General features: G+C 71.0%; 23 protein-coding genes. 9 read left to right on the top strand and 14 right to left on the bottom strand.

Annotated features, from left to right (window positions below; genetic code table 11):
- The first annotated feature begins 65 nt into the window (after positions 1-65).
- The gene (locus ABZW18_RS21490; protein WP_356189657.1) at positions 66-1,061 is read left to right on the top strand and encodes a helix-turn-helix domain-containing protein; all 996 of its coding nucleotides are present in this window, start codon (positions 66-68) and stop codon (positions 1,059-1,061) included.
- 99 nt (positions 1,062-1,160) lie between these two features.
- Here ABZW18_RS21490 and ABZW18_RS21485 read toward each other — a convergent pair whose 3' ends face one another.
- From ABZW18_RS21485 to ABZW18_RS21470, 4 genes are all read right to left on the bottom strand, one after another.
- Positions 1,161-2,228, bottom strand: a complete 1,068-nt coding sequence (locus ABZW18_RS21485; RefSeq protein WP_356189655.1) for a Zn-dependent alcohol dehydrogenase — start codon at positions 2,226-2,228, stop codon at positions 1,161-1,163.
- 15 nt (positions 2,229-2,243) lie between these two features.
- Positions 2,244-3,713 carry an aldehyde dehydrogenase family protein gene (locus ABZW18_RS21480; protein WP_356189653.1) on the bottom strand — a complete coding sequence of 490 codons (1,470 nt, stop codon included), beginning with the start codon at positions 3,711-3,713 and terminating at the stop codon, positions 2,244-2,246.
- 58 nt (positions 3,714-3,771) lie between these two features.
- Entirely contained in the window at positions 3,772-4,971 is a 1,200-nt protein-coding gene (locus tag ABZW18_RS21475; protein ID WP_356189651.1) for an acyl-CoA dehydrogenase family protein, read from the bottom strand.
- A 302-nt stretch (positions 4,972-5,273) separates the two neighbouring features.
- Positions 5,274-6,185 (bottom strand): SDR family oxidoreductase, encoded by a 912-nt coding sequence (locus ABZW18_RS21470; protein WP_356189649.1) that lies wholly within the window; start codon positions 6,183-6,185, stop codon positions 5,274-5,276.
- A 229-nt stretch (positions 6,186-6,414) separates the two neighbouring features.
- Between ABZW18_RS21470 and ABZW18_RS21465 the strand changes: the two genes are divergently transcribed.
- A complete protein-coding gene (locus tag ABZW18_RS21465; protein WP_356189647.1) occupies positions 6,415-7,356 on the top strand; it encodes a cyclase family protein in 942 nt (313 codons plus the stop codon).
- A 402-nt stretch (positions 7,357-7,758) separates the two neighbouring features.
- Here the strand turns inward: ABZW18_RS21465 and ABZW18_RS21460 are convergent, their stop codons facing one another.
- Both ABZW18_RS21460 and ABZW18_RS21455 read right to left on the bottom strand, forming a co-directional pair.
- Positions 7,759-8,223 (bottom strand): ATP-binding protein, encoded by a 465-nt coding sequence (locus ABZW18_RS21460; RefSeq protein WP_356189645.1) that lies wholly within the window; start codon positions 8,221-8,223, stop codon positions 7,759-7,761.
- Positions 8,224-8,637: 414 nt separating this feature from the next.
- The gene (locus tag ABZW18_RS21455) at positions 8,638-9,660 is read right to left on the bottom strand and encodes an acyl-CoA dehydrogenase (RefSeq protein WP_356189726.1); all 1,023 of its coding nucleotides are present in this window, start codon (positions 9,658-9,660) and stop codon (positions 8,638-8,640) included.
- On the opposite strand from ABZW18_RS21455, the gene ABZW18_RS21450 reads away from it, so the two are divergent.
- On the top strand, positions 9,604-9,864 hold the full coding sequence (locus ABZW18_RS21450) for a hypothetical protein (protein WP_356189728.1): 261 nt from the start codon (positions 9,604-9,606) through the stop codon (positions 9,862-9,864). The genes ABZW18_RS21455 and ABZW18_RS21450 overlap by 57 nt on opposite strands.
- A gap of 106 nt (positions 9,865-9,970) precedes the next feature.
- Here ABZW18_RS21450 and ABZW18_RS21445 read toward each other — a convergent pair whose 3' ends face one another.
- Positions 9,971-11,143: an acyl-CoA dehydrogenase family protein gene (locus ABZW18_RS21445; RefSeq protein ID WP_356189643.1), complete on the bottom strand. Its 1,173-nt coding sequence runs from the start codon at positions 11,141-11,143 to the stop codon at positions 9,971-9,973.
- A gap of 13 nt (positions 11,144-11,156) precedes the next feature.
- Positions 11,157-12,347 (bottom strand): amidohydrolase family protein, encoded by a 1,191-nt coding sequence (locus ABZW18_RS21440; protein ID WP_356189641.1) that lies wholly within the window; start codon positions 12,345-12,347, stop codon positions 11,157-11,159.
- A 188-nt stretch (positions 12,348-12,535) separates the two neighbouring features.
- Between ABZW18_RS21440 and ABZW18_RS21435 the strand changes: the two genes are divergently transcribed.
- A complete protein-coding gene (locus tag ABZW18_RS21435) occupies positions 12,536-14,116 on the top strand; it encodes an AMP-binding protein (RefSeq protein ID WP_356189639.1) in 1,581 nt (526 codons plus the stop codon).
- A gap of 39 nt (positions 14,117-14,155) precedes the next feature.
- Here the strand turns inward: ABZW18_RS21435 and ABZW18_RS21430 are convergent, their stop codons facing one another.
- Entirely contained in the window at positions 14,156-14,677 is a 522-nt protein-coding gene (locus ABZW18_RS21430; RefSeq protein ID WP_356189724.1) for an EF-hand domain-containing protein, read from the bottom strand.
- 135 nt (positions 14,678-14,812) lie between these two features.
- Between ABZW18_RS21430 and ABZW18_RS21425 the strand changes: the two genes are divergently transcribed.
- Positions 14,813-15,286, top strand: a complete 474-nt coding sequence (locus tag ABZW18_RS21425) for a hypothetical protein (RefSeq protein ID WP_356189637.1) — start codon at positions 14,813-14,815, stop codon at positions 15,284-15,286.
- Between the two features lie 12 nt (positions 15,287-15,298).
- Here the strand turns inward: ABZW18_RS21425 and ABZW18_RS21420 are convergent, their stop codons facing one another.
- Positions 15,299-15,673: an STAS domain-containing protein gene (locus tag ABZW18_RS21420; RefSeq protein ID WP_356189635.1), complete on the bottom strand. Its 375-nt coding sequence runs from the start codon at positions 15,671-15,673 to the stop codon at positions 15,299-15,301.
- A 385-nt stretch (positions 15,674-16,058) separates the two neighbouring features.
- On the opposite strand from ABZW18_RS21420, the gene ABZW18_RS21415 reads away from it, so the two are divergent.
- Positions 16,059-16,643, top strand: coding sequence for a sigma-70 family RNA polymerase sigma factor (locus ABZW18_RS21415; protein WP_356189633.1), 585 nt, complete (start codon positions 16,059-16,061; stop codon positions 16,641-16,643).
- A 20-nt stretch (positions 16,644-16,663) separates the two neighbouring features.
- Positions 16,664-18,058, top strand: coding sequence for a zf-HC2 domain-containing protein (locus tag ABZW18_RS21410; protein ID WP_356189722.1), 1,395 nt, complete (start codon positions 16,664-16,666; stop codon positions 18,056-18,058).
- Positions 18,059-18,162: 104 nt separating this feature from the next.
- Here the strand turns inward: ABZW18_RS21410 and purU are convergent, their stop codons facing one another.
- On the bottom strand, positions 18,163-19,047 hold the full coding sequence (gene purU, locus ABZW18_RS21405) for a formyltetrahydrofolate deformylase (RefSeq protein WP_356189631.1): 885 nt from the start codon (positions 19,045-19,047) through the stop codon (positions 18,163-18,165).
- 45 nt (positions 19,048-19,092) lie between these two features.
- Positions 19,093-19,593 (bottom strand): hypothetical protein, encoded by a 501-nt coding sequence (locus ABZW18_RS21400; RefSeq protein WP_356189720.1) that lies wholly within the window; start codon positions 19,591-19,593, stop codon positions 19,093-19,095.
- Positions 19,594-19,711: 118 nt separating this feature from the next.
- Between ABZW18_RS21400 and ABZW18_RS21395 the strand changes: the two genes are divergently transcribed.
- Entirely contained in the window at positions 19,712-21,037 is a 1,326-nt protein-coding gene (locus tag ABZW18_RS21395; RefSeq protein WP_356189629.1) for an ABC transporter substrate-binding protein, read from the top strand.
- 72 nt (positions 21,038-21,109) lie between these two features.
- Here the strand turns inward: ABZW18_RS21395 and ABZW18_RS21390 are convergent, their stop codons facing one another.
- Positions 21,110-22,480, bottom strand: coding sequence for a hypothetical protein (locus tag ABZW18_RS21390; protein WP_356189627.1), 1,371 nt, complete (start codon positions 22,478-22,480; stop codon positions 21,110-21,112).
- Between the two features lie 328 nt (positions 22,481-22,808).
- On the bottom strand, positions 22,809-24,230 hold the full coding sequence (locus ABZW18_RS21385) for a transcriptional regulator (protein WP_356189625.1): 1,422 nt from the start codon (positions 24,228-24,230) through the stop codon (positions 22,809-22,811).
- 274 nt (positions 24,231-24,504) lie between these two features.
- Here ABZW18_RS21385 and ABZW18_RS21380 point away from each other — a divergent pair, with 274 nt between their 5' ends.
- Positions 24,505-25,191, top strand: coding sequence for a bifunctional DNA primase/polymerase (locus ABZW18_RS21380; RefSeq protein WP_356189718.1), 687 nt, complete (start codon positions 24,505-24,507; stop codon positions 25,189-25,191).
- Positions 25,192-25,400 lie beyond the last annotated feature (209 nt).

Raw genomic sequence — 25,400 nt, 5'->3', positions numbered from 1 at the left:
GTCGGATCGGGCCACTGGGCGGACCGTCGGATCGGCCCACCCCGAGGGAGAGGGACGCCGCCGCCATGACGCAGGCCGGAGAGAACGCGCGCGTGCACCGGGTCGCCGTGCTCGCCCTCACCGGGGTGATCCCCTTCGAACTCGGTATTCCCTACCGGATCTTCGGCAAGTCCCGCTCCGCCGAGGGCCGGCCGCTGTACGAGGTCGTCACCTGTGCGCCCGAGCCGGGCACGGTCCGTGCGGACGCCGACTTCTCGATCAACGTGGAGCACGGGCCCCAGGCCCTGGCCGACGCCGACACGGTCGTGATCCCGGCCTCCTACGAGCTGGGACCGGTGTACGACGAGGGCAGGCTGACGGCGCCGCTGGCCGCTGCCCTCGCGCGCGTGCGGCCGGGAACCCGCATGGTCTCCATCTGCACCGGCTCGTACGTGCTGGCGGCGGCGGGACTGCTCGACGGCCGCCCCGCCACCACCCACTGGCGCAACACCGACCACTTCCAGCGGCTGTTCCCGAAGGTCAGAGTCGACCCGGGCGTGCTGTTCGTCGATGACGGCGATGTGCTCACCTCCGCCGGGGTCTCCTCCGGCATCGACCTGTGCCTGCACATCGTGCGGCGCGATCACGGCACGTCGGTCGCCAATGAGGTCGCCCGGCGCAGCCTGGTGCCGCCGCACCGGGACGGCGGCCAGGCGCAGTACATCCAGCGCCCGGTGCCCGAACCCCTGCTGTCCACGACCGCGTCCGCGCGTGCCTGGGCCCTGGTGCGGCTCGACCGGCCCATCCGGCTGCGGGACATGGCCGAGCAGGAGGCGATGAGCGTCCGGACCTTCACGCGGCGGTTCCGGGAGGAGGTCGGTGTCAGTCCGGGCCAGTGGCTGGTGCAGCAGCGGGTGGAGCGGGCCCGGCATCTGCTGGAGGACACGGACCTGCCGGTGGACCGGGTGGCCCGGGATGCGGGCTTCGGTACGGCGGGGTCGCTGCGGCAGCATCTGCAGGCGGTGCTCGGGGTCTCCCCCGTGGCCTACCGGCGGACGTTCCGCTCGGGTTCCGGGCGCTGAGGCTTCCGGCCCGGAGCTGGGCCCGGGCGTCCTGGGTCGCGTTGCGTGGGGCGCGGGGTGCCGGTCCACGCGCGCATGGACCGGCCGGCCGCGTGCAGCTCAGAACGTCAGCACCCCACGGGCCACCCGCCCGTCGTGGGCGTCTTCCGCGGCCTTCGCGAAGTCCTCCACCGGATAGGTCTCGGTGACGAGTTCGTCCAGCATCAGTCGGCCCGCCCGGTACAGCTCGGCGTAGAGGGCGATGTCGCGCTGCGGTCGGGAGGACCCGTAGCGGCAGCCGAGAATGGACTTGTCGAGATACATCGAGGAGACGAGGAAGGACGCCTCGGCCTTCGCGGGCGGCACGCCCAGCAGCACGGCCTGGCCGTGCCGGTCGAGGAGGTCGATGGCCTGCCGGATGAGCTTCGTGTTTCCCACGCACTCGAAGGCGTGGTCGGCGCCCGTGGGCAGAATCTCCTTCACGGCGCCGGAGGTGTCGCGGACGGCGGAGGCGTCGATGAAGTGCGTCGCACCGAGTTGCCGGGCCACGGACTCCTTCGCCGGGTCGGCGTCCACTGCGACGATCTTCAAGGCGCCCGCGATCCGGGCCCCCTGGATGACGTTCAACCCGATGCCGCCGGTGCCGATGACGACGACGGACTCACCACGGTCGACCTTCGCCCGGTTGAGTACGGCTCCGACGCCGGTCAGTACGCCGCAGCCGATGAGGGCAGCCGAGGTGAGCGGAATATCCGGGTGGATCCTGACCGCCTGGACGGCCTTGACGACCGTGCGCTCCGCGAAGGCCGAGTTGGCCGCGAAGTTGTGCAGCGGCCGGCCGCCTCGTGAGAAGGGGCGGCCGGGCCGGCCGATGGCCTGCCGGCACATGGTGGGGCGGCCCCGGTCGCAGGCGGCGCACGTACCGCAGTTGGCGAGGGTGGACAGGGCTACGTGGTCGCCCGGCGAGACATGGGTGACCGTGGCGCCGACCACCTCGACCACACCCGCACCCTCGTGGCCGAGGACGACGGGGACGGGGAAGGGAATCGTTCCGTCGACGACGGACAGATCGCTGTGGCACAGGCCGGCCGCCCGTATGCGGACCAGCACCTCGTCCGGGCCGGGGTCGCGGACCTCCAGGTCGTCGACCACCTGAGGGCTGCTGCCGTCGAAGATGACACCTCTCATGGCTGTGTGATCCCTTCAGGATGGCCAGACGACTGACTGGAGTTCGCTGTACGCGTGCAGGCCGAACGAGCCGCCGTCGCGGCCCACGCCGCTTTCCTTGAAGCCGCCGAACGGGGTCTCGGGATGGCGCTGCACCGTGTTGATGCCGATGTTTCCGCTGCGCAGCCGCGCGGCGAGTGCCCAGGCACGGCCTGCGTCCGCGCTGAAGACGTAGTCGTAGAGGCCGTACGGGGTGCCGTTGGCGATCCGGACCGCCTCCTCCTCGTCGTCGAAGGGGATCGCCACGACGACGGGGCCGAACAACTCCTCCTGCGCGACGGTCATGGCGGGGTCGGCGTCAGCGATGAGCGTCGGGGCGACGAAGAAGCCGGTCTTCATCGCGGGCCGCTCGCCTCCCGCGACGATCCGGGCGCCTGCTTTCCGTGCTCCGGCGACATACGCCTCGACGCGATCACGCTGGGCGGCCGAGATCAACGGGCCGACGACCGTGGAGTTATCCACAGGGTCCCCGACCGTCAGCGCTTCGGCGTAATGTCGGAGACCGGCAACGACCTTCTCGTACAGCGATCGATGGACGAGGACTCGGGTCGGTGCCGTGCAGATCTGACCGCTGTGGAACGACCATGTGGAACCGACCGCCCCGATCGCCGACTTGACCACCTTCTCGTCGGCGTCCTCCAGCACGATGGCCGCGCCCTTGCCGCCCAGCTCCATGAGGGTGCGCTTCATCGTCTCCCCTGCGGACTGGGCAATCCGCTTTCCCACAGCCGTCGATCCGGTGAAGCTGACCATGTCGACGCCGGGGTGTGCCACGAGCGCCTCGCCGACCGCCGCGCCCGAGCCGGTGACGACATTGAAGACACCGTCGGGCAGCCCGGCCTCCTGGAGTATCGGGCCCAGTTCCAGGCAGCCGAGCGGGTCTTGCGGGGCCGGCTTGGCGACCACCGTGTTGCCCATGGCCAGAGCGGGCGCGACCTTGCCCGCGAGATTGACGATCGGGAAGTTGTAGGAGGTGATGCATCCGACGACACCCACGGGGCGGCGGACCGCCGCCGCGCCGATGAGCCCACCGGGCGCGAGCGGGCTCGCCTTGACGGGCTGCGGGGCGAGCGGGACGACATCCGGCTCGAGCGCGCCGCGCGCATAGCGGCGGAAGCGGTCGGCGGCGGTGGGGACCTGCATGGTGGTGGCAATGCGCAGTGTCGCGCCGGTCTCCGCCTGGAGGAGGGGGACCAGGTCCTTGCCGCGCTCGGTCAGCAGATCCGCGATCCGGTCGAGCACGGCGGCCCGCTCACGCGGATCGGTACGAGACCACTTCTCGTACGCGGCGCCGGCGGCGGCGACGGCTCCGGCGATCTCGGCTCCGTCTGACTCGGGGGCGTGGCCCACGGGCTCTTCCGTAGCCGGGTTGATCACCGGGTAGTGGCCTTGGGCGGGCCCCTGCCAACGACCACCGATCCAGTGCCCGTAGGGCTCTGTTCTCACTGGCTTCACTGCCCTCTCAGGGGTGTTGGGAGGAGACCGGGAAGAACGTGCACCGTGGTCATCCGCGAGGCTCCTTCGGGAGGCCGAGAACCCGCTCGGCGATGATGTTTCGCTGGATCTCGTCCGAGCCGCCGTAGATGGTGTCGGCCCGGGTGAAGAGGAACAGGCGCTGCAGTGCGTCGAGTTCGTACGGGGCGTCCGCCGACCAGTCCGCCGGGCCGAGCAGGCCGGCCGCGCCCCGTACCTCCAGGGCGAGTTCGCCGAGCCGCTGGTGCCAGCCGCCCCAGAGCAGCTTGGCGACGCTCGGCGCGCCCGGGTCGGGGCCCGGATCGGATCCGAGTGTGCGCAGGGCGTTCCAGCGCATGGTGCGGAGTTCCGCCCACTGGCGTACGAGCCGGTCCCGCAGGACCGGGTCCTCTGCGCCGCCGCTGCACAGCGCCAGGCGGACCACCTGGCCCAGCTCGTGGGCGAAGCCGATCTGCTGGACCAGCGTGGACACGCCCCGCTCGCGGGCGAGGAGGCCCATGGCGACCTGCCAGCCGTTGCCGGGGCCGCCGACAAGGTGCTCTGCCCGGGCCACCGCGCCGTCGAGAAACACCTCGTTGAACTCCGCGGCGCCGGACATCTGACGGATCGGCCGTACCTCGATCCGGTCCGGCTGATCCATCGGTACCAGCAGAAAGGACAATCCATGATGACGTTGCGACCCGGGCTCGGTCCGGGCCAGCACGAAGCACCAGTCGGCGTCCCGGGCGAGCGAAGTCCAGATCTTCTGGCCGGTGATCCGGTACGTGCCGTCGCCCAGATCGCGCACGGCCGCCGTACGGAGCGCGGCGAGGTCGGAGCCGGCGTCAGGCTCGCTGTAGCCCTGACACCACAGCTCCTCGCCCCGGGCGATGGCGGGCAGAAAGCGGTCGCGCTGGGCGGAGTCGCCATAGGCGAGAAGGGTGGGGGCCAGCAAGTTCTCACCGATGTGGCCGACCCTGCCGGGTGCTTCAACCCGGGCGTACTCCTCGGCCCAGACGACCTGTTGGGTCACACTGGCGGACCGGTTGCCGAAGTCCCCCGGCGTGGCATCCCAGCCGAGGCCGATCCAGCCGCCGGTGCCGAGCTCACACTCCCAAGCGCGCCGAACCTGGGAACCCTCGTGCCGGCCGCGGCCGGCAGCCGCGGCGAACTCCCCGACCAGATGCTCCTGGAGCCACGTGCGCGCTTCCGCGCGGAACTGTTCGTCCTCCGGCCCAAAACTGAAGTCCACGCCACCTCCCCTCCTCCCCACCCAAACGCTGCGCGGGATCGTTCACACACGGCATGGGTCGTTCCCGCCACCGACTTGAAGCCGGGGCGAGGCCCAACCACCGCCCCAAGCCCACGCGGAAGACGAGGCCCGCCAAGCCCACGAACCACCGGGCCGTCGGCCAGCGAACCACCGAGCCACCGAGCCACCGAGCCACCGAGCCACCGAGCCACCGAGCAGCCCAACGACCGCATGTCGGACGCTCACCCGACTCCCCGCTGCCAACGGCGAGGCCGACAACGCCCCGGCCCGCCCGGCGAGGGCTACGCGTTGGGGCGGTCCCTCTTCGCCGCCGCAGCCGCCATGGCTTCCAGCTGCGCCAGCATCGGCATCGGGTCGGTGCCGACCGCCCCCGGGAGGAAGTCGGCGATCTTCTCCGGGGTCCATGAGCCCTCCGCATAGGCCGAACGCAGTTCCCTCGGCTGAGCCCACACCGCGATCTTGGGGCCGGCCACTGTATAGACCTGGCCGGTGATCCTCTCCTCCCGGGCCCGCTCGCTCAGCAGGTAGACGACCAGCGCCGCCACATCCTCCGGCTCGCCGATCTCCTTGAGCGCCATCGGGACGTTGGCGGACATGCGCGTACGCGCCACCGGCGCGACAGCGTTCGCGGTCACCCCGTACTTGTGCAGCCCCAGCGCCGCGCTCCGCACCAGCGAGATGATCCCGCCCTTCGCCGCCGAGTAGTTGGCCTGAGCCACGCTCCCCTGATGGTTGCCGCTGGTGAAGCCGATCAGCGTTCCGCACCCCTGCCGCCGCATCACCGCCGATGCCGCCCGGAAGACCGTGAAGGTCCCCTTCAGATGGGTGGCGACGACCGGATCCCACTCCTCCTCGGACATGTTGAAGAGCATCCGCTCCCGCAGGATGCCCGCCACGCACACCACACCGTCCACCCGCCCGTACCGCGCCAGTGCGACATCCACGATCCGCCGGCCGCCCGCCATCGTGGAGATGTCATCCGCGACGGCGACCGCCTCGCCGCCCGCCGCTTCGATCTCCTTGACCACCGTCTCGGCGATCTCACTCGTGGGCTCGGCACCCTCGATGGACACCCCGTAGTCGTTGACGACGACCTTCGCGCCCTCGGCCGCGCAGGCCAGGGCGACCGCCCGTCCGATGCCGCGTCCGGCACCCGTGACGGCGACCACTTTGGCCGCCAGGAAGTTCCCCACGCCGCGCCCCTTTCCGCAGTTTCTGACGGACCGTTAGATTTTGGGCAAGGACCGTCACGAGCACAAGACCCGTACGGCATCCGATCCGAGCACCGACCCGGGCATCGACCCGAACACCGAGCCGAACACAGGCCCGACAACCGCCCCAAAGCACCGGCCCAAGCTCGGCCCCTGGAGACCCGAACCCCGACCCCAACAGGGGCCCCAGCACCGACCCGAGGAGGAGCCCATGGCACTGCCGCCGGAGTTTCACGACATCGCCAAGCGCGTGAACAACTGGGGCCGCTGGGGCGAGGCCGATGAGATCGGCACGCTCAACCTGATCACGGACGGCGTCGTACGCAGCGCCGCAGCCACCGTCCGCACCGGCCGCCGCGTACCCCTCGCCCTGCCGCTCCAACAGGACGGCGTACAGACCGGACTGATCCCCGGCAGGGTCAACCCGCTCCACACCATGATCGCGGTCAACCTGGAGATATTCGGCTCCGGCACCGTCGCCACCAGCGACGACGCCGTGACCATGGCCCTTCAGGCCGCCACCCACTGGGACGGCCTGACCCACGTCTCACACTCCGGCAAGATCTACAACGGCCGCCCGGCCGGCTCCGTCACCGCCCACGGCCGCGCCGCCTTCAGCGGTATCGAGAAGGCCCGGCACATCGTCTCCCGGGGCGTCCTCCTCGATGTCGCCCGCGCCCACGCCACGGACAGCCGGTGGCCGGCCGCCCTCACGGGCGGCCACGCCGTCACCCCCGAAGACCTGGAGGCCGCCGAGGAACTGGCGGGCACCGCCGTGCGCTCGGGCGACATCGTGCTCGTACGGACCGGCCAGATGCGGAAATATCTGGCCGGCGACAAGCAGGGCTACGCCTTCCCGTCACCGGGCCTCTCGATCCGCTGCCCCGAGTGGTTCCACGCCCGGGACGCCGCCGCAGTCGCCAATGACACGCTCACCTTCGAGATCTTCCCGCCGGAGATCGACGACCTCTGGCTCCCGGTGCACGCACTCGACCTCGTGGAGATGGGCATGTTGCAGGGTCAGAACTGGAACCTGGAGGAGCTGTCGGAGGCCTGCGCGGACGAAGGGCGGTACGAGTTCCTGCTGTCGGCGATGCCCGAGCCATTCGTCGGCGGTACGGGGACTCCGGTCGCCCCGGTCGCGATCCTCTGATCCTCAGTGTGCCCCTCCGGCACGACGCCAGGCATACGGCACCGACACACGACACACGACGCACCGCCCCGCAGCCGGCCCCACGACAGCCAAACAGCCGACCCCCAGAACCCCGGAACCCCGGAACCCCGGAACCCCCAACCGACGCCCACACAAGGGGACGCGGAAGGCGCCGGTCGGGCGGCGGTGCGCCATGCGCACCCCGAGCACGGCACGGCGGACCGCCACCCGGTTCCGGCACTCAGGCCCCACGCTCAAGGACGCCGGACCACGACCCGCACTCGCCGAGGAACCACCGCCATGCGAACAAGCGGACCCTCGACGTCCCCTCGCGACGAATCGCTCCCCCCAAGGGTGATCAATTGGACACGGGACGTCAACACCTGGTCTGGACTTTGCAGTTTATGCCCGATTTGTTACGGCGCACTGTGGCTCAAACGCGCCCACGCCCAGTGGTCGACCACGGTCGATCTCGCACCAGATGCTCTTGCCTGCGCCCTCCGCGTCCCAGCCCCACCGGTCGGCGAGCCCGTCCACGAGCTCCAGCCCACGCCCCCCGGTGTCATCGCCCTGCGCATGGCGCGGCCTCGGCGCCCGGCCACTGCTGTCGGCGACCTCGACCCGCACGGTTCCAGCCGCGGCACGCGGCGCCCCGATGCCCGGCAGCCACATTCTCAGGACCGCCGGACAGCCGGTGTGCACGACGGCGTTGGTGACCAGCTCCGAGATCAGCAGGATCAGTGTCTCGGCGAGCGGCTCGTCGGTTCCTATCCCGGCCCCTGCCAATCGGGAGCGAGCCCACCTCCGGGCCCGTCCCACCTCCGCAGGGTCGGGACGTACCTCCAGCTGAACCTGAAGCACCTGCACCGCTCACACCATCCGAACCGGCGGACACATCGCCTAGCGCCTCCACGTGATCACGGAACGTGATCCCCACGGAGAACAGCATGGTTGACGTACAGTCACCCCAACAAGCGCTTCGGGCATATTCCGGCGCAAAGGAGTATGCGTGCTGCATACTGTGCGACGCGCTCCGCGGGGAGTCGAACGACGGGGAACTCCAGGCCCCCACCCGGCACGAGCGGGGCACATCCGCTTCCCCGGAGTCGCCGTACTGGCCACTCCGGTGCAGCTGCGCCTCAGAACCACTCGCACCCGACGGAGCGTACCCGAGGCTGTCGCCGACTCCCCCCTGTGACGAGTCACGTGTAGGACACAACCCGATATCAACGCTCAGTGATCCTCCAGGTCGAAACTTTCCGGCATTTCACCCATGTCCCGCTACCCGGCGACATCCTCGGCAGCCAAGAGCGACTCGGCCAGGGCCTCTTCCGACTCGGCCGCCGACTGCCACTGTCCCGCTCGCAGCCAGGCCCGCTTGAGATGCAGGTGCACGTCGGCCTCCCAGGTGAAACCCATACCGCCGTGCACTTGCAGACAGTCCCGGGCGTTGCGCACGGCGGCCTCATCGGCGAGCAGCTTGGCGACGGCGGTGTCGTCGGCGTTTCCGGTGACGGCGGCCGCGTATACGGCACTGCGCGCCAGCTCGGCCCGTACGAGCATCTGCGCGCAGAGGTGCTTGACCGCCTGGAAGGCGCCGATCGGCTGTCCGAACTGTTCGCGTTCACCGGCATACCGCACGGCCATCTCCACGGTCCGCCCCGCGCTGCCCAACTGCAGAGCGGCGGTGAGCAGAACGGCTTCGCGCGGCCAGATGGTCTCGCCGGGCAGGGTGAGCGGTTCCGGCAGCCGCGGATCCTCGCCGGGCGCGGTGTCCGGTCCCGGGCCGGCGACCGCGGCGCACGACACCCGGTGCAGCGGTGTGAGCGGATCCACCGACCGCATCGGCTCCGCCGCGAACCCGGCCAAGGTGCCGGGCGTCGCGCCCGGCCCGACGCCCGAAACGACATGGGACGCGAGACCGGACACGACGTCGGAGGCGGCGTCGGACGCGCACGCCGTTACGGGCAGCACGTACGCGGTCCCGCTATCGACCACGAGCACGGCATCCGCTGCGGCCAGGTGCTCGACCAGGACCGAGGCTCCCTCGCCGGCCGGGGTGTGCGGGGGCCTGCCCGTCCCGGACAGATCCAGGACGGTCACCACCGCATCACCCGTCGCCGCACCCTCGACCAGCCCCGCGGCCAAGTGCGTCGCCACCAACGGCCCCGGAACGAGCGCCCGCCCCGCCTCTTCGAAGATCAACACAGTCTCCGCCGGGCCAAGTCCGGCCCCTGCCCCGCTCGGGTGGTCCTCGGCGAGCCGCAGGCCGAAGACTCCGGCCCGGCCGAGCAGACGCCACAGCTCACGGTCGACCCCGCCGACTCCGGTGCCTTCGGCCCCGACCCCGCCGACTCCGGCCCCGCGGGCTCCGACCCCGACAACTCCGGCCCCTTCAGCTCCGACCCCTTCAGCTCCGACCCCGACGGCCCCGGCCCCTTCAGCTCCGACCCCGGCAGCTCCAGCCCCTTCGGCCCCAGCCCCTGCGGCTCCGACCCCTGCGGCTAGCAGCGCCCCCCGCAGCCCCTCACGCCCGAAACACCCCTCCAGCAGCTCCCGCATCCCCGCCCGCAGCGTCCGCTGATCCTCCGTGAGATGGAAGTCCACCGTCCGCTCACCGACCCTTCGGCAGGCCGAGGATCCGCTCGGCGACGATGTTCTGCTGGATCTGCGAGGTGCCCGCCGCGATCGTGTACGAGAGCGACGACAGCCGGCCCGCGACCCACTCATGGTCGGCGTCCAGCGAATCCGCCGCCCCCAGCACCTCCGCCGCCGCGTCGTACAGCTCCTGCCGCGCATGCGAGTACCGCAGCTTGAAGACCGAGCCGCCGACACCCGGAACCCCACTTCCCCCGCCCCGCAGCAACCGCTCCGCCTCGCTCACGTTCCACTGGGTCAGCCGCCACAGCGCCGCGAACTCCGCCGCCAGCCGCCCCAGTCGGCGTCGCAGCACCGGGTCGTCCCACCGCCCGCTCGCCTTCGCCGTACGGGCCAGCTCCGCCAGCACCCGCCGGCAGGCCACCACCTCGCCCACGAAGGCCGTACCCCGCTCGAAGGACAGCGTCACCATCGTGACCCGCCACCCGTCGTTCTCCTCCCCGACCCGGCAGGAGACCGGCACGCGCACCTCGTCCAGGAACACCTCCGCGAACTCCGCCGGCCCGGCGAGCGTCCGCAGCGGCCGTACCATCACCCCAGGCAAGTCCATGGGCATCGCCAGCCACGAGATCCCCTGGTGCCTGGGCGCGTCCGGATCCGTACGGACCAGCAGCTCGCACCAGTCGGCGACCTCGGCGTGCGAAGTCCAGATCTTCGAGCCGCTGACGACATAGGCGTCCCCGTCCCGTACGGCCCGCGTCCGCAGCGCCGCCAGGTCCGATCCGGCGTCCGGTTCGCTGAACCCCTGGCACCAGACCTCCTCGCCGCGCAGGATCGGCGGCAGCCAGCGCCGCCGCTGCTCCGGTGTCCCCTCGGCGGCAACGGTCGGCCCCGCGTGCAGCAGCCCGACGAAGTTCGCCCCGACGTACGGCGCTCCCGCCCGTTCGCTCTCCTCCAGAAAGATCAGATGCTGCGTGGGGGTGGCGCCCCGTCCGCCCGCGTCCTTCGGCCAGTGCAGCCCGGCGTACCCGGCGTCGTGCAGCGCCCGCTGCCACCCCAGGTCGTACGCCCGCCGCCCCGGCCAGTCCGCGGGGTCGGGCCTGGCGGGCAGCTTGGGCAGCGTCTCCGCCAGCCACACGCGCAACTCACGCCGGAACTCTTCCTCCTCCCGGCTGTACGTCAGGTCCACCGGCCGCCGCCGCTCACTCGTCCAGATCCAGTTCGAGCATCCGGATCGCGTTGCCGCGCATGAGCTTGTGGACCGTCTCGTCGTCGAGGCCCTTCACATGGTCGAGCGCGACCTCCTTGGTGTGCGGGAACGTCGAGTCCACATGCGGGTAGTCGGTCTCGAAGGTCGCGTTGTCGCGCCCCACCGTGTCCAGCGAGGCGATCCCGTGCTTGTCCCGGAAGAAGCAGCAGAAGATCTGCCGGTAGTAGTACGCCGACGGGGGCTCCGGGATCAGATCGCGCACCCCGCCCCACGCCCGGTGCTCCTGCCAGACGTCGTCCGCGCGCTCGAGGGCGTACGGGATCCAGCCCATCTGCCCCTCGCTGTAGGCCAGTTTCAGCAGGGGGAACTTCACCAGCACCCCGCTGAAGAGGAAGTCCATCATCGAGGCCATCGCGTTGTTGAAACTCAGCGAGGCCTGGACGGCGGGCGGGGCGTCCGGTGATGCTGCGGGCATCTGCGAGGACGAGCCGATGTGCATGTTGACGACCGTGCCCGTCTCCTGGCACACGGCGAAGAACGGGTCCCAGTAACCGGAGTGGATGCTCGGCAGCCCGAGGTGGGTCGGGATCTCGCTGAAGGTGACGGCCTTCACGCCCCGCGCCGCGTTCCTCCGCACCTCCGCGACGGCCAGGCCGATGTCCCAGAGCGGAATGATGCACAGCGGGATCAGCCGTCCCCCGCTGTCCCCGCACCACTCCTCCACCATCCAGTCGTTGTACGCGCGCACGCACGCGAGAGCGACCTCCTTGTCGCGTGCCTCCGAGAACGTCTGTCCGCAGAAGCGCGGAAAGGTCGGGAAGCAGAGCGAGGCCTCGACATGGTTGAGGTCCATGTCCTTGAGCCGCTCCTTGGGGTCCCAGCAGCCGCGCCGCATCTCGGCCCGGGTGATCCCCTCCAGCGTCATGTCGTCACGGTCGAATCCGACCGCCGCGATGTTCCGCTTGTACGGGAACTTCAGGTCCTCATAGATCCACCAGTCGGTCGGCGGCCCGTCCGGATCCATGCTGATGACGTACTTGCCACCGGTGTACTCCAGCTCGCCGATCCCGGCGGTCAGGGGCTGCGGCCCGAGGCCCCGGTACTTCGCCGGCAGCCAGGTATCGAAGAGGTGCTCGGGCTCGATCACATGGTCATCGACGCTGATGATCCGAGGTAGGTCCATGGCCTCTTCCCTCACTTCCTGACGCACTTTTTGAATGGACTCTCCGACGCTGCGAATCTCCGATGCCCCCACTTTCTGATGCATCGTCAGAAAAGGAGGCTAACTCCCGCCCTCTGGACCGACAAGGCGGGCCGCCCTACGCTCCGGGCATTACCTGACGGAGCGTCAGTCAAGTAAGGGGTTTCCGGATGTCCGGCACCAGCACCGACACAGCACACGACTTGGGGAAATCGGCCACCTTCTGGGAACTGGTCGAGCGCCGCGCCGCCCTCACCCCCGACGCGCCCGCCCTCCTGCAGGCCGCCGGGTCCTCGGAGGAGGACCGCCGGCTGACCTTCGGCGCCCTGCGCACGCGCGCGGAGCGGACCGCGGCCGGGCTGTACGAGCTGGGAGTACGTCCCGGCAGCCGCGTCGCCTGGCAACTGCCCACCCGTATCGAGACGGTGGTGCTGTCACTGGCCCTCGCCCGGCTCGGCGCCGTACAGAGCCCGGTCATCCCGTTCTACCGGGACCGCGAGGTCGGCTTCGCGCTGCGCACCTCCCGTGCCCGGTTCTTCGCCGTCCCCGGCGAGTGGCGCGGCTTTGACCACATCGGGATGGCACGCCGCCTCGCCCTGGAGCTGCCGGAGCCTTTGCTGCTGTTCCACGCCTACGACACCCTGCCGGACGCCGATCCCGCCGTTCTGCCCGGACCGCCGCAGGACGGCACCGAAGTCCGTTGGATCTACTGGACCTCGGGAACCACCTCCGACCCGAAGGGTGTCCTGCACACGGACCGCAGCCTGATCGCCGGCGGCTCCTGCCTGACCCACGCGCTGCGCCTCACCCCGTCCGACGTCGGCTCGATCGCGTTCCCCTACGCGCACATCGGCGGTCCGGACTATCTGGTGATGCTGCTGCTGTACGGCTTCCCGGCCATGCTGCTGGAGCATTTCGCGCTGCCGGAGGCCCTCGACGCGTACCGGCGGCACGGCGTCACCGTCGCGGGCGGCAGCACCGCGTTCTACTCGATGTTCCTGAAGGAACAGCGCAAGGATCCGGGCAGGCTCATCCCCTCCCTCCGCCTGCTGGCGGGCGGAGGCGCGCCGAAACCGCCGGAGCTGTACCACGAGGTGGTGGAGGAACTGGGCTGCGAGCTCACCCATGGCTACGGCATGACCGAGGCCCCCATGATCACGATGGGGTCACCGGAGGATACGGTGGAGCAGCTCGCGACCACCGAGGGCCGCCCGCCGGACACCATGGAGATCCGTATCGTCGGCGCCGACGGCAAACAGGCGGGGCCGGACACCGAGGGTGAGATCCGGCTGCGCGGCGAGGCCGTCTGCCGGGGCTATACGGACCCGGAGCAGACCGCGGCGGCCTTCGACACGGACGGCTTTCTCATCACCGGTGACCTGGGGCGGCTCAGGGAGGACGGCCACCTGGTCCTCACCGGCCGCCTCAAGGACGTCATCATCCGCAAGGGCGAGAACATCTCCGCCAAGGAAATCGAGGAACTGCTCTACCAGCACCCGGACATCGGCGACGCCGCCGTCATCGGCCTCCCGGACGCGGCGCGCGGGGAACGGGTGTGCGCCGTGGTGGAGCAGGTGGGGAGCGCTGCCCCGCTGACGCTGGAGGAGGTCACCGCGTATCTGCGGGCGCGGGGCCTGGCGGTGCACAAGCTCCCGGAGCAAGTGGAACGGGTGGACGCACTGCCCCGCAACGAGACGCTGCGCAAGGTCCTCAAGTACAAGCTCCGGGAGCGGTTCGCGGCGGGCGGCTGACCCGCACCGAGCACCGCCGCGGTTCAGCGACCGCTGGGCTCAGGCGTCCGGCTCGGGGGTGGTGAAGAACGCGGCGAAGGCCGTGATGATCTCCTCCTCGGCGATCCGGCCGTCACCGTCGGCGTCGAGCGCGGCGGCCACACCGGCGCACTCCTCGGGCCTGACGCCCAGCACCCGCAGGACGCGCTCGGCCTCGCCCGGGGTCACCACGCCGTCGCCGTCCGCGTCGGCGATCGCGATCACACCGTGCAGAAAGGGCCGGGCGATCTCGGCGAACCGCTGCGAATTGTCCCGCAGCCGCTTCACCGCCCCGCTGACGAACTCCTCGCGGGTGATCCGCTGATCGCCGTCACGGTCGGCCATGCCCGCCATGCCCTGCCAGAAGGCCTCCGCACCCTCGTACAGCGCCTGCCCCTTCATCGACCGGGCGGCGGTGTCGAACTCCGCGAGCACGGCGGCAGCCGCGGCGTTGAAGTCCTCGCGGGAGATGTAGCCGTTGCCGTCCTGGTCGAAGGTGGCAAAACGGCGGGCGATCTTGCGCTCGTACGCGGAGCTGTCCACGGTATGCCTCACGTTCCTGTCGGTTACCGACTCAGATAGTACGTACGTCCTGAGGCGGGGGCGAAGCTCAGAAGAACGGCCGGTGCACGGGAAAGCGGTGTGGTACGCGTTCGGGCCGCGTGATCCACTGGGCGGGTGGAGGCAGTTGCGACAAGTGTCATAGCGGTGCTCGGGACCCTGCTCGGTTCCGGTGTCACCCATGTGTTCCAGCGCCGGACAGCGCAGCGTATCGAGCAGTTCACCCGGGACGAGCGGCTGCGGCAGGAGCGGCTGGACGCGTTCAGCTCCTACGCGGGCGCGCTCCTGAACTACCGGCGGAGTCTGATCGACCGCTGGTGCAACGAGTGCGACCCCGAGGTGGACTCCTGGGAGGACGGCTCCGTTCTGCGGGCGCGCTCCTACGAGCTGCACTCCCAGGCGCAGGAGGCGTTGTTCCGGGTGCAGATGCTCACCGACGACCGCGAACTCGTCGAGAAGGCCGAGTTGGCGCTGAAGCGGGTGACGAGGGTCGCCGACGCGACGGACCGCACCGACCTGCGGGCACGACGCGACGACACCCGGTCGCTGATCCGGGACTTCGTGACCGCAGCCAAGGGCCATGTCGGCTGAGCGCCCGGCCGGTCAGGCCGAGAGGGGGCTCGCCGTCTCGTCGACCGCCGCCGTGACATCCGGATAGACCTCGAAGAGACGGCGGACGCCCAGAGCCGCGAGGACGCGGTTCACATGGGAACCGTCCTCCGCGCCGCGGGCGGGAAGAATCAGCCGCAGCCGACCCTGGCACGAGCGCATCAGCCGGCGGGCGGCGATGAGGACGCCCACGCCGCTGGAGTCGCAGAAGCGGACTCCGGAGAGGTCCAGCACCACGCTGCGGCGGCCGTCGGCCACCGCGTCGTGGACGTGCTGCCGTACGGCGGGCGAAGTCACCAGGTCCATTTCGCCGGAGACTTGCAGGACGGCCCACTCGCCCTGGTCGGCCTCCATCACTTTCAACGTCACGCCTGGCGTCCCTTCGCTCTGCGATCGCTATGCGGAAGCAGTCCTTCCTGCCTCGGATGCCCGACGGTTACCCCGTGAAACACCCGCCCCGATGAGCCGTTCCGCTGACCCTATGCACAGCGGGGAACGCCCGTCTCCCGGGATAAGGGCAAAGTGACCGGATCTATACCAGCCGTAGCCCCCGCGCACCTCACATTGCCGCAAAGGAGCATGCATTGTCAGCGCGGCCCACTACATTCGATGTGACAGCGGCACAGGACAGTGGGCAGAGAGCACCAGAGCGCAGAAAACGGGCACGGATCACGGGCGCGGATCACGGGCACGGATCACGGGCACCGGGTACGGCACAAGGGCTTGGGCACGGCGGCACAGGGATGGGGGCCGGATGGCGAACGACGCACCACCCCGCTGGGACCGGAAGATGCAGCAGCGGCTGGCGCGCGGCGAGGCGGCCGCGCTCGGCGAGCTGTACGACCGGTTCGCCTCGCTGGTCCACAGCCTCGCCCATCGCGTCCTCGGCGACGAGGACGCGGCCGACCGCGTGACCCGCGATGTCTTCGGCCACATCTGGGAGAACCCGGACGCGTACGACCCCAAACAGGGCTCGCTCCGCTCCTGGATCGCCACACTCGCCCACCGCCAGGCGGTCCAGCGGCTCCGGCAGGCCGAGGCGGAGCTGCTGAGGGAGAGCGACGGGAACGGCACGCCCGACGAGGTCGAGGACAAGGTCCGGGAGGCCTCCACCGCGGCCCGCGCCGACTACATCAGGACCTCGATGCCCGCATCGCTGCGCGCCGCGCTCGAACTCGCCTATTTCCAGCGCCGTGACTACCGCCAGACCGCCGCCGACCTGGGAGTCACCGAGGACGAGGCTCGCCGGCGGCTGCGCCTGGGACTCCAGCTGCTGTCGACCGCGCACAGCGACACCTCCCATGCGGCGTCCCCGCCCGGTTACGGGAGAGCGCTGTGAACGGGTCGTCCGGGCCGGGTCTGCCCGGCCCTGAGGACGGCGCCCGGGGCGGCGGCTCGGGCCGGCCGCGCATACCTCCGCCCCGACCGGCCGCGGAGGACAACGGTCCGCTGCCCGCCGCCACCCCGCCCGCTCCCGAGCCGGTGGCGCCCGAACCGGACTCCACCGCCCCGGATGAAGCGGACGATACGGATAATCCGGACGTCGCCTTACGTGGGCCCCGGACGTCGGAAGCGGGCCGTCCACCGACCGCCGCTGCCACCGCGGCGGCCGGCACCGCGCCCACGCCCGCTCCGGCCCCTGCCCCCTCGTACGACCACAAGGTGCTGAAGTCGCTGCTCGGCGCCTGGGCCCTGGCCGCGTGCTCGCCCGAGGAGACCGCTGCCCTCGAGGCGCACCTGACCGACTGCGCCCCGTGCGCGGACGAAGCCGTACGGCTGCGTGACGCCGTCGGTCTGCTGCAGAAGGAGGAGAACCTCGATCTGGACCCGCTGCTGCGCTCACGCGTGCTGCAGCGCTGTCTGGGCCGAAGACCCGCCCGCATCCCGGTGCCCGAGTGGGTGGCGCCGTACGACGCGGAGACCGCCCGGCTCGACGCGCTCCTGCGCGACATGGGCGAGTCGGAGTGGCGGGCGCCGGTGCGGCTCAGATGGTTCGAGGGCAACCGCGGCGTGGAGCGGGAAGCGACCGTCGCCGGAGTGCTCGGGCACCTCATGACGGTGGACGGCATGGTGGCCGCGGCGCTCGGGCTGCCGGATCCACTCGGTGACTTGACCTCGTCCGGAGCCTCATCGCCGACCTCCCGCACGGAGGCGTACTGGCGCGCACAGATGCCCGAGCCCGCGGGCTCGATCAGGGAGCCGTGGCGCGACCAGGACCGCACCCTCATCCGTACGGTGTCCTTCGCGGGCCGCGGCGCCGCCGAACTCGAGGTGCCGTACGGGGACTTCTCGCTGCCGCTGCGCGACTCGTTCCTGGACCGGGCCTTCGAGTGCTGGGTGCACGCCGGGGACATCGCGGAGGCCGTGGACTACCCGTACGAGCCACCGGCCTCCGGGCACCTCAACCTCATGATCGACCTGGCCGTGCGCATGCTGCCCGCCGCGCTCGCGGGACGGCGCCGTACCGGGCTGGCGGGCCCTGCGCGCCGGCTGGTGGCGGCGGGAGCACCGGGCCGTACGCTCCACCTCGAGGTGGAGGGCAGCGCCGGCGGTGACTGGTACATCGCGCTGGACTCACCGGCCGCGGTGCCGTCGCCGGACGAGGCGGTGGCCCATGTGGCGCTGGACGGGCTCGAGTTCTGCCAGCTGGCGGCGGGGCACGTGCCTCCGGAGGAAGCCGCGGCGGGACAGGAAGGCGACCGCGAGGCCATCCGCGACGTCCTGTCGGCAGCGGCTTCGCTCTCCCGGCTCTGACGAAGGCCGGCGCCGGAAAGGCCAGGCGCGCGCCGTAGGGAAGCCAGTACCGGGAGTGCGCCGCTGAAGCTGACTGCCCGGGCCCGCCGCCCGAGAGGCGACCGCTAGGCGAAGACCACCGTGCGGGTGCCGTTCAGCAGCACCCGGTGCTCGCTGTGCCACTTCACCGCGCGGGCGAGCGCCTGGCACTCCACATCGCGGCCGATCGCCACCAGCTGCTCCGGTGTGACCTCGTGGCCGACCCGCTCGACCTCCTGCTCGATGATCGGGCCCTCGTCCAGGTCGGCGGTCACATAGTGCGCCGTGGCGCCGATCAGCTTCACCCCGCGCGCGTGCGCCTGGTGGTAGGGCTTGGCGCCCTTGAAGCTCGGCAGGAAGGAGTGGTGGATGTTGATGATCCGCCCCGACAGCTGCTTGCACAGATCGTCGGAGAGCACCTGCATATAACGGGCGAGCACCACCAGTTCGACGCCCTCCGCCCGGACCAGGTCCAGCAGCCGCGCCTCCGCCTCCGCGCGATTCTCCTTCGTCACCGGAATGTGATGGAAGGGAATGTCGTAGGAGGCCGCAAGCTCGGCGAAGTCCGTGTGGTTGGACACCACGGCGGCGATCTCCACCGGCAGCGCGCCGATGCTCGACCGGAAAAGAAGATCGTTCAGGCAGTGCCCGAACTTGCTGACCATCAGGATGATCCGCATCTTCTCCTCGGCCCGGTGGATCTGCCAGTCCATCCCGAAGGAGTCGCCGACCGCCGCGAAGCTGGCCCGCAGCTTCTCCAGCGTCACGGACACCTCGGCCTCGAAGTGCACCCGCATGAAGAAGAGCCCGGTGTCGCGGTCCCCGAACTGGTGGCTGTCCTCGATGTTGCAGCCGGTCATGAAGAGGTAGCTGGACACCGCATGCACGATGCCCCGCCTGTCCGGGCAGGACAGCGTGAGGACGTACTGCTCAGGGACCTGCTGGTGGGCGGCGGGCTGCGACTCGTTCATGACCCCATAGCGTCGCACACCCTCAGTCGCACACCCGCACGGGCCTCAGACCGCGCGGGTCATGATGGCCAGCACCTCGAGTGTGCGCGGCGGGGTGTCCGGGTCCTCTGCGTCGTTGGTCGCGAGCCGTACGTGCGCCTCGCGCGCGGCCCGTACGGCCTCCGGCCACGCGTGGTGCTGGAGGTAGGCGGACACGGGGGCGTCCGGGCCCACCTGGTGCATGATGCGCAGCACCCGCAGTACCGCGACGTCCACGAGGGCCGCCTCCTGCGAGTCACGGAAGATCGTCCCGACGTACTTCTCGGCGGACCAGTTGTCGAGCCAGGTGTCCTCGACCAGCCGGTAGACGGCGTCGGTGACGTCCCCGTAACCATCGAGACCCGCCAGCCAGCACTCCTGCTGGAAAACCGGGTCGGAAAGCATGTGCAGCGCGGAGCGCACATTGCTGCGCCAGCGCCACCAGGGAATGTCGTTGAGTGGCATGGCGCCCATGGTGGGGGAGCGGCGGCCACGACGGGAAGACTTCTCCGAACCTTGCACAGCAATCGATCGTACGTTCTCCACAAGGCTTTGCGTTCCGCGCCCCTGTTGTTCACCCTGACGTCACTGTCCGTTGACCGAGTATCACTCGGACGTTATGGGGCAGCCGGAAGGGTGCCTTGATATGACCGGACGGCGACGCCCTTCCTCCCCCCGCCCCTACAAGCGAGTCGCGACGATCATCGCGGTGGCCACGGCGGTGTGTGCGACGGCGCTCACCGCCTTCGGCGCCCTACCCGGATCCTCCGAGGGCTCCGAGAAACCCGTGGTCGTCATGACCTGGGCCCCGGAGGGCACGAAAGCGACCAACGTGCCGGGGATGCCCGCCATGGCGAAGGCATACTCCCGCTGGATCAACCACCACGGCGGCATCAACGGCCGCGAGCTCCAGGTGCTCACCTGCAACGACCACAACGACACGGTGAACGCGGGCCGCTGTGCGCGCCGCGCCCTCGCACACGATGTCGTCGCGGTCGTCGGCTCGTACAGCCAGCACGGGCGGTCGTTCATGTCACAGCTGGAAGCGGAGGGGATTCCGTACATCGGCGGTTACGGGGTCACGGACGAGGAGTTCACCAGTCCGCTCTCCTACCCCGTGAACGGCGGTGTGGCCACCCTGCTCGCGGGCAATGGCAGGCAGTTGGCCCGGTCCTGCCAGAAGGTCTCCCTCGTACGGCCCGACACCCTCGCCGGCGACCAGATGCCCTCGCTCCTCGACGCGGGTCTGACACAGGCGAGGCTGCGCGCGGCCCATGACGTACGGGCGGCGGAGGACGCGACCGAGTACACCGCGCAGGCGCAGCAGGCCCTGGAGGGCGCGGGCGCCATCCCGGCGCTGTACGGGACCGCGCGGTACGGAGCGCGGGCGGAAGGCGCCTGCGTGACCGCCGCGCTCGGCGACCGTACGGACGCCTTCTTCGACTCCTTCCGCCGCGTCCAGGCGGACAAGCCGCGGGTGCGGATCGCCTCCGTGCTCGGCAGCGTGCAGCAGTCGCTGGTGACCCGCACCGGCGACAAGCTCGAAGGGGCCTCCGTCACGGGCTGGTACCCCGTCGCGAGCGACCCCCGCTGGGCCCCGATGCGCAAGGTCATCAACGATCACGCCTTCGGCGACAACCGCATCGACCCGGCCGACCCGGGCGTCCAGACGACCTGGATCGCGTACACGGTGCTGCGCAAGGCCGTCGAGTCGCTCGGGAGCGGGGACGTCACGGCGCAGTCCGTACGGCGCGTTCTGGACGGCGGGATCGGTGAGGAGGGCTTCGACACGGGGGGCCTGACGCCGAAGCTGAGCTGGCGCTACGAGGACATGCTGGCCGTACGGGGCTTTCCGCGCATCACCAATGCGATGGTGACGTACCAGGAGGTACGGGACGGACGGCTCGCCTCGGTGGGGAAGGGTTTCGTGAACGTCGCGAGGACGCTGGAGCAGCGGCCCGAGGAGGACTGAAACCTCCCTGCCCGGGCTGCCCGGGGGTCAGAGTTTCGGCCAGAGTTCGGCCAAAGTTCAGCCAGAGCCGGTTCAGAGCTGGATGAACTGCCGCTGCTTGAGGCCGTACTTGCCCGCGATCCCGTTCCAGAGCTTGGCGGCCTCCTGCTTGGCCTGGGTGGCCTGGCCGCTCGCCCGGTTCGCAGCGGCCGTCTGACCGGTGGTCCGCGCGGTGCCCTTCGGGCAGTTCTTCTTGCCGTTGCCGGCGGCCACCTGCTCCGCCCACGCCGCGTAGTGGTTGTCCGCGCCCGCGGAGGCCTTCCAGGCCCGGGTCAGGGACGACGTGAGCGCCTGGTGGTCGGGCAGCTCGTCCACGGAGAGCTTCTGCAGCCTGGCCACCAGGCTGTTGCGCTGGCCGGCGGCGGCGCGCAGATCCTGGGCCGCCTGGCCGAGGTTGGTGCAGGTCTTGATGTTGCCGACGGCCTTGATCACCGTGGAGCGGCTGTTGTTGCTGTCCTCGAGGAGTACGTCGAGAGACTTGGCCTGCTTCTCGGCGGGGTCGGTGGCCGCACCGGACCCGCTGTCGTCGCTCTTGGTCGCGAGGCTGCTGTCGGAGCTCTTGTCCGAGGCCTTCGGCTTGTCGTCCCCGCCGCTGCTGAGCGCGGCGCCGGCGGCAAGGCCCACGACGGAGCACCCGGCGATGACGATGCCGATGAGCGCCACCGTGGAGAGACCACGACCGCGCTCGGCGCTACGGCGAGCCGCGCGGCCCTGGGGCTCGTACGGCTCGTGGTGCTGCGGCTGGTGCGGCGCCGGTGGCGGCTGCGGCGGCTCCGCGAAGCGCGGCATCTGCTGGGTGGCGTCCGGCGCATCCGCCGGGCCCTCCGAGCGGAACAGGTTGTCGAACTCGGCGGGCGGCTGCCGGTCGCCGGGCAGTCCCGGGCGGATACCGAAGGGCGCGCGCGTGGGCGGAGCGGGGGGCTGAACAGGGGGCTGCTGCGGTGCCTGCGCGGGGATCGGGGCGCCGATCAGCTGCGTCGCCTCGGCGTCGGGTCCGGCGCCGGGCGCCGGGAGCGGGCGCCGGCCGAGGAACTGCGTGGACTGATCGGGGACTTCGGGCGGAAGAGGGCTGCTGCCCCCCGGTATCGGCGGTATGAGCTGCGTGGCATCGGCATCGCCAGGGGGTGGCGGTGCGGAGCCCGCCGCCTGCGGCGGAAGGAACTGGGCCTCCTCGGCCGGGAGCGGGAGCGGCTGCGCCGCGGGCTCCTGCTGCTCGGGCGCCGGGGTGTCCGCCAACGCCTGCGCCGGCTCCGGGCCCCAGGGCTGGCCCCACGGCTGCCCGGCCGCGGGCGATGCCTGCTGCTCAGGCACCCACGGATCGCCGTGTGCAGGCAGCACGACGCCCTCATACGCGGTCGGGACCGCAGGAAGCTGCGGCTCATTCCCCTGTCCGCTGTGCGTCACCGGGACTCCTCATCCTGTGCGGAACTGACGGAAGCGTCGGTTTACGCTACCGGGTGGCTGTGGCGCTGTGCCATGTCCCCGGCCACCGGCGCCCGCAGGTGCCCGAGCGCTCCGAATCGGCAGCCGCCGGAGGCTACCGGACCCCAGGAAACCGGGCAAACTCCACAGCAGAGCGCGGGGTGGCGCGGCCCCCGGCCGGTACCGAACACGGGCACGGCCCCCGACGCCCGGCCCACCGACCCGACGACAATGCAGCAAACCGCGGCAGTGGCCCCGTACCCGCTACCCCGGGACGGGCCGGGCGGGCCGGCCCGGCCGAGGGCTGGTGTCAGGCCGGCTGTGCCTCCAGGCGGGCTCCGAACTCCCGGACCACCGCCTCGTCACGGAACGGCTCCAGCCTCTGCTGCAGATCCTCCAGATACTCCGCCCCACGGTTCGACCGCAGACCGCTCAGGATCTCCGCCGCCTGCGTCCCCGTATGGCACGCCTGCTCGATCTCCCGCTGCTGCACCTGCGCCGACGCCAGCAGGACGAGCCCGATCGCCCGCCGCCGCGCCCGCGACTCCGGGTGGCCCGCCAGGGCCTCCTCCGCCCGGCGGCGCGCGGGCTCGGCCTGGCCCAGGTCACGGTGGCAGTGGGCCAGTTCGTCGGCCAGGTAGGCATAGTCGTAATGGGCGATCCATGCCGGATCGTCCCCCGAACCGGAGTCCGAACCTGAGCCCGCTCCCGAGCTCGACGACGACCCGCCCGCCCTCTCCATCGCCGCGACCGCCCGCCCCGCCACCACCTGGAACGTACGCACATCCCCCAGCAGCGCGTGCCCCCGCGCCTCCGCCGCGAAGAACATCGACTCCGCCCGCGGGGTGACCCGCCCCCGCGCCCCTTCCTGCGCCGCCCTGGCGAGCTGCGCGATCTCCCGCGGGTTGCCCAGGGAGGCGGCCAGGTGGCTCATCCCGGCAGCCAGCACGTAACCCCCGTACCCGCGGTCCCCCGCCGCCTGGGCGAGCCGCAGCGCCTGGATGTAGTACCGCTGTGCGAGCCCCGGCTGGCCGGTGTCGACGGCCATATAGCCCGCCAGTTCGGTCAACCGGGCCACCGCCGCGAAGAGTTCACGTCCCACCGACTCCCGGTAGGACCCGCCCAGCAGCCCGGAGACGACGCTGTTCAGATAGTGCACGACCACCGGCCGCACCCGGCCGCTGCCGAACCGGTGGTCCAGATCGACGAGCGCGTCCGTCATGGCCCGTACGGCGTTGACGTCGCCGCGCCCGACCCGCACCCCCGCCGTCCGCGCCACCTGCGCGTCCGCAGCCGTGATGAGCCAGTCACGGCTCGGTTCGACGAGCGCCGAAGCCGCGACCGTCGAGGCGCCGAGGAAGTCCCGCCGTCCGACATCGCTGCGCCACAGCTCGCAGACCTGCTCGATCGCGCCCGCGACCGTGGGCGAGAACTGCAGCCCGACACCCGAGGCGAGGTTCCTGCCGTTCGCCATGCCGATCTCGTCGATCGTCACCGTGCGCCCGAGCTTTCGCCCCAGGGCCTCCGCGATGATCGCGGGGGCGCGGCCCCGCGGCTGCTGACCGCGCAGCCACCTGGCCACCGACGTCTTGTCGTAGCGCAGATCGAGACCGTGTTCTGCGCCGCACATGTTGACTCTGCGGGCCAGACCGGCATTGGAGCAGGCGGCTTCCTGAATGAGCGTCTGCAGCCGTTCGTTGGGCTGACGCGCTACGAGTGGCCTGGCGGCCATGGCACTACCCCCTTGGTCGACGCAAGCAATCTCTGCCCAACCCCTATGCAGTGAATTCGTGGTATTTCTTCTGTTCGACCTCTTCGGAGGGGGTTCGGCAGCTGACTTCCGGATGACGCATGTGCGGTGTGCCGTGTGCGGAGTACGAACTACCCCCTCCCGGCGGCACGTTCGCCCGCGCGCCCCCGTACGTGCTCCCGTGCGCCCCACATGCCAAAACGTTGCTTCCCCGGGAACCGCACCAGGGCCGTAACCCCTGGTGACTAGCGGAGTTGTGCTGTGCGTGGAAGAGACCATCGGAGTGACCTGCCCCGACACCGCCCAAATCCCCAAGCAGCGCGGCGATCTGCTGATCGACGTCGCGGTGCGGTACGCGGCGGAGCGGCACTGGGACGTGTTCCCCGGCACCTGGCTGGAGGTCGTGGACGGAGTCGAACACTGTTCCTGCCGGGCCGCGGACTGCCCAGCCCCGGGGGCACACCCGGTCGGGCCGGACTGGCCGGCCCTGGCGACGGGCAGCGCCACCGCGGCGCGGCGCCTGTGGTCGAGGCAGCCGCGGGCTGCGATCCTGCTGCCGACAGGCCGTACGTTCGACGTGCTCGAGGTGTCGGAGGCGGCCGGATGCCTGGCGCTGGCCCGGATGGAGCGGATGGATGTGCCGCTCGGACCGATCGCCTGCACCCCTGAGCGGCGGATGCTCTTCTTCGTACTTCCCGGGGCGGCGCCCAAGGCCGCCGAACTCGTACGGAGGCTGGGCTGGCCGCCGAGCTCCCTGGACCTGGTCCCACGCGGCGAGGGCGACTACGTGCCGGCGCCGCCGACCCGCTACGGGCCGCACGGCTCGGTGCAGTGGGCGCGCCGTCCCACGTCCACGAACCGGTGGCTGCCGGACGCCGAAGAACTGATCAGTCCGCTGGCGTACGCGTGCGGGCGCGAGGCCGCGGCGGCCCGCGGGCGCTGACGACCTGCCGGACGGATCCGGACGGACAACCGGGCCGGTATCCGGACCGTCATCCGGGCGGGACGGATCTCGCCGGAACAGAATCCTCGGCACACCACCCGCCGCGCGCCCCCGCACACGCCTCGCACCGCCCCGGTACCGGAGGCGGTGCGATTCCCCGTTCCCCGCAGGAGCGCCGCGCGCCCCCGCCCGTATCGTGGACACGGACG

The organism is Streptomyces sp. NPDC004647, from assembly GCF_040609575.1.
Taxonomy (GTDB): Bacteria; Actinomycetota; Actinomycetes; order Streptomycetales; family Streptomycetaceae; genus Streptomyces.
This window is presented reverse-complemented; position numbering and strand designations above follow the sequence as displayed.

Excerpts from the sequence above, each read along its gene's own strand:
- ABZW18_RS21490 (WP_356189657.1), top strand. The coding sequence starts at position 66 with ATGACGCAGGCCGGAGAGAACGCGCGCGTGCACCGGGTCGCCGTGCTC.
- ABZW18_RS21485 (WP_356189655.1), bottom strand. The coding sequence starts at position 2,228 with ATGAGAGGTGTCATCTTCGACGGCAGCAGCCCTCAGGTGGTCGACGAC.
- ABZW18_RS21440 (WP_356189641.1), bottom strand. The coding sequence starts at position 12,347 with ATGGACCTACCTCGGATCATCAGCGTCGATGACCATGTGATCGAGCCC.
- ABZW18_RS21415 (WP_356189633.1), top strand. The coding sequence starts at position 16,059 with ATGGCGAACGACGCACCACCCCGCTGGGACCGGAAGATGCAGCAGCGG.
- ABZW18_RS21465 (WP_356189647.1), top strand. The coding sequence starts at position 6,415 with ATGGCACTGCCGCCGGAGTTTCACGACATCGCCAAGCGCGTGAACAAC.
- ABZW18_RS21395 (WP_356189629.1), top strand. The coding sequence starts at position 19,712 with ATGACCGGACGGCGACGCCCTTCCTCCCCCCGCCCCTACAAGCGAGTC.
- purU (WP_356189631.1), bottom strand. The coding sequence starts at position 19,047 with ATGAACGAGTCGCAGCCCGCCGCCCACCAGCAGGTCCCTGAGCAGTAC.
- ABZW18_RS21385 (WP_356189625.1), bottom strand. The coding sequence starts at position 24,230 with ATGGCCGCCAGGCCACTCGTAGCGCGTCAGCCCAACGAACGGCTGCAG.
- ABZW18_RS21435 (WP_356189639.1), top strand. The coding sequence starts at position 12,536 with ATGTCCGGCACCAGCACCGACACAGCACACGACTTGGGGAAATCGGCC.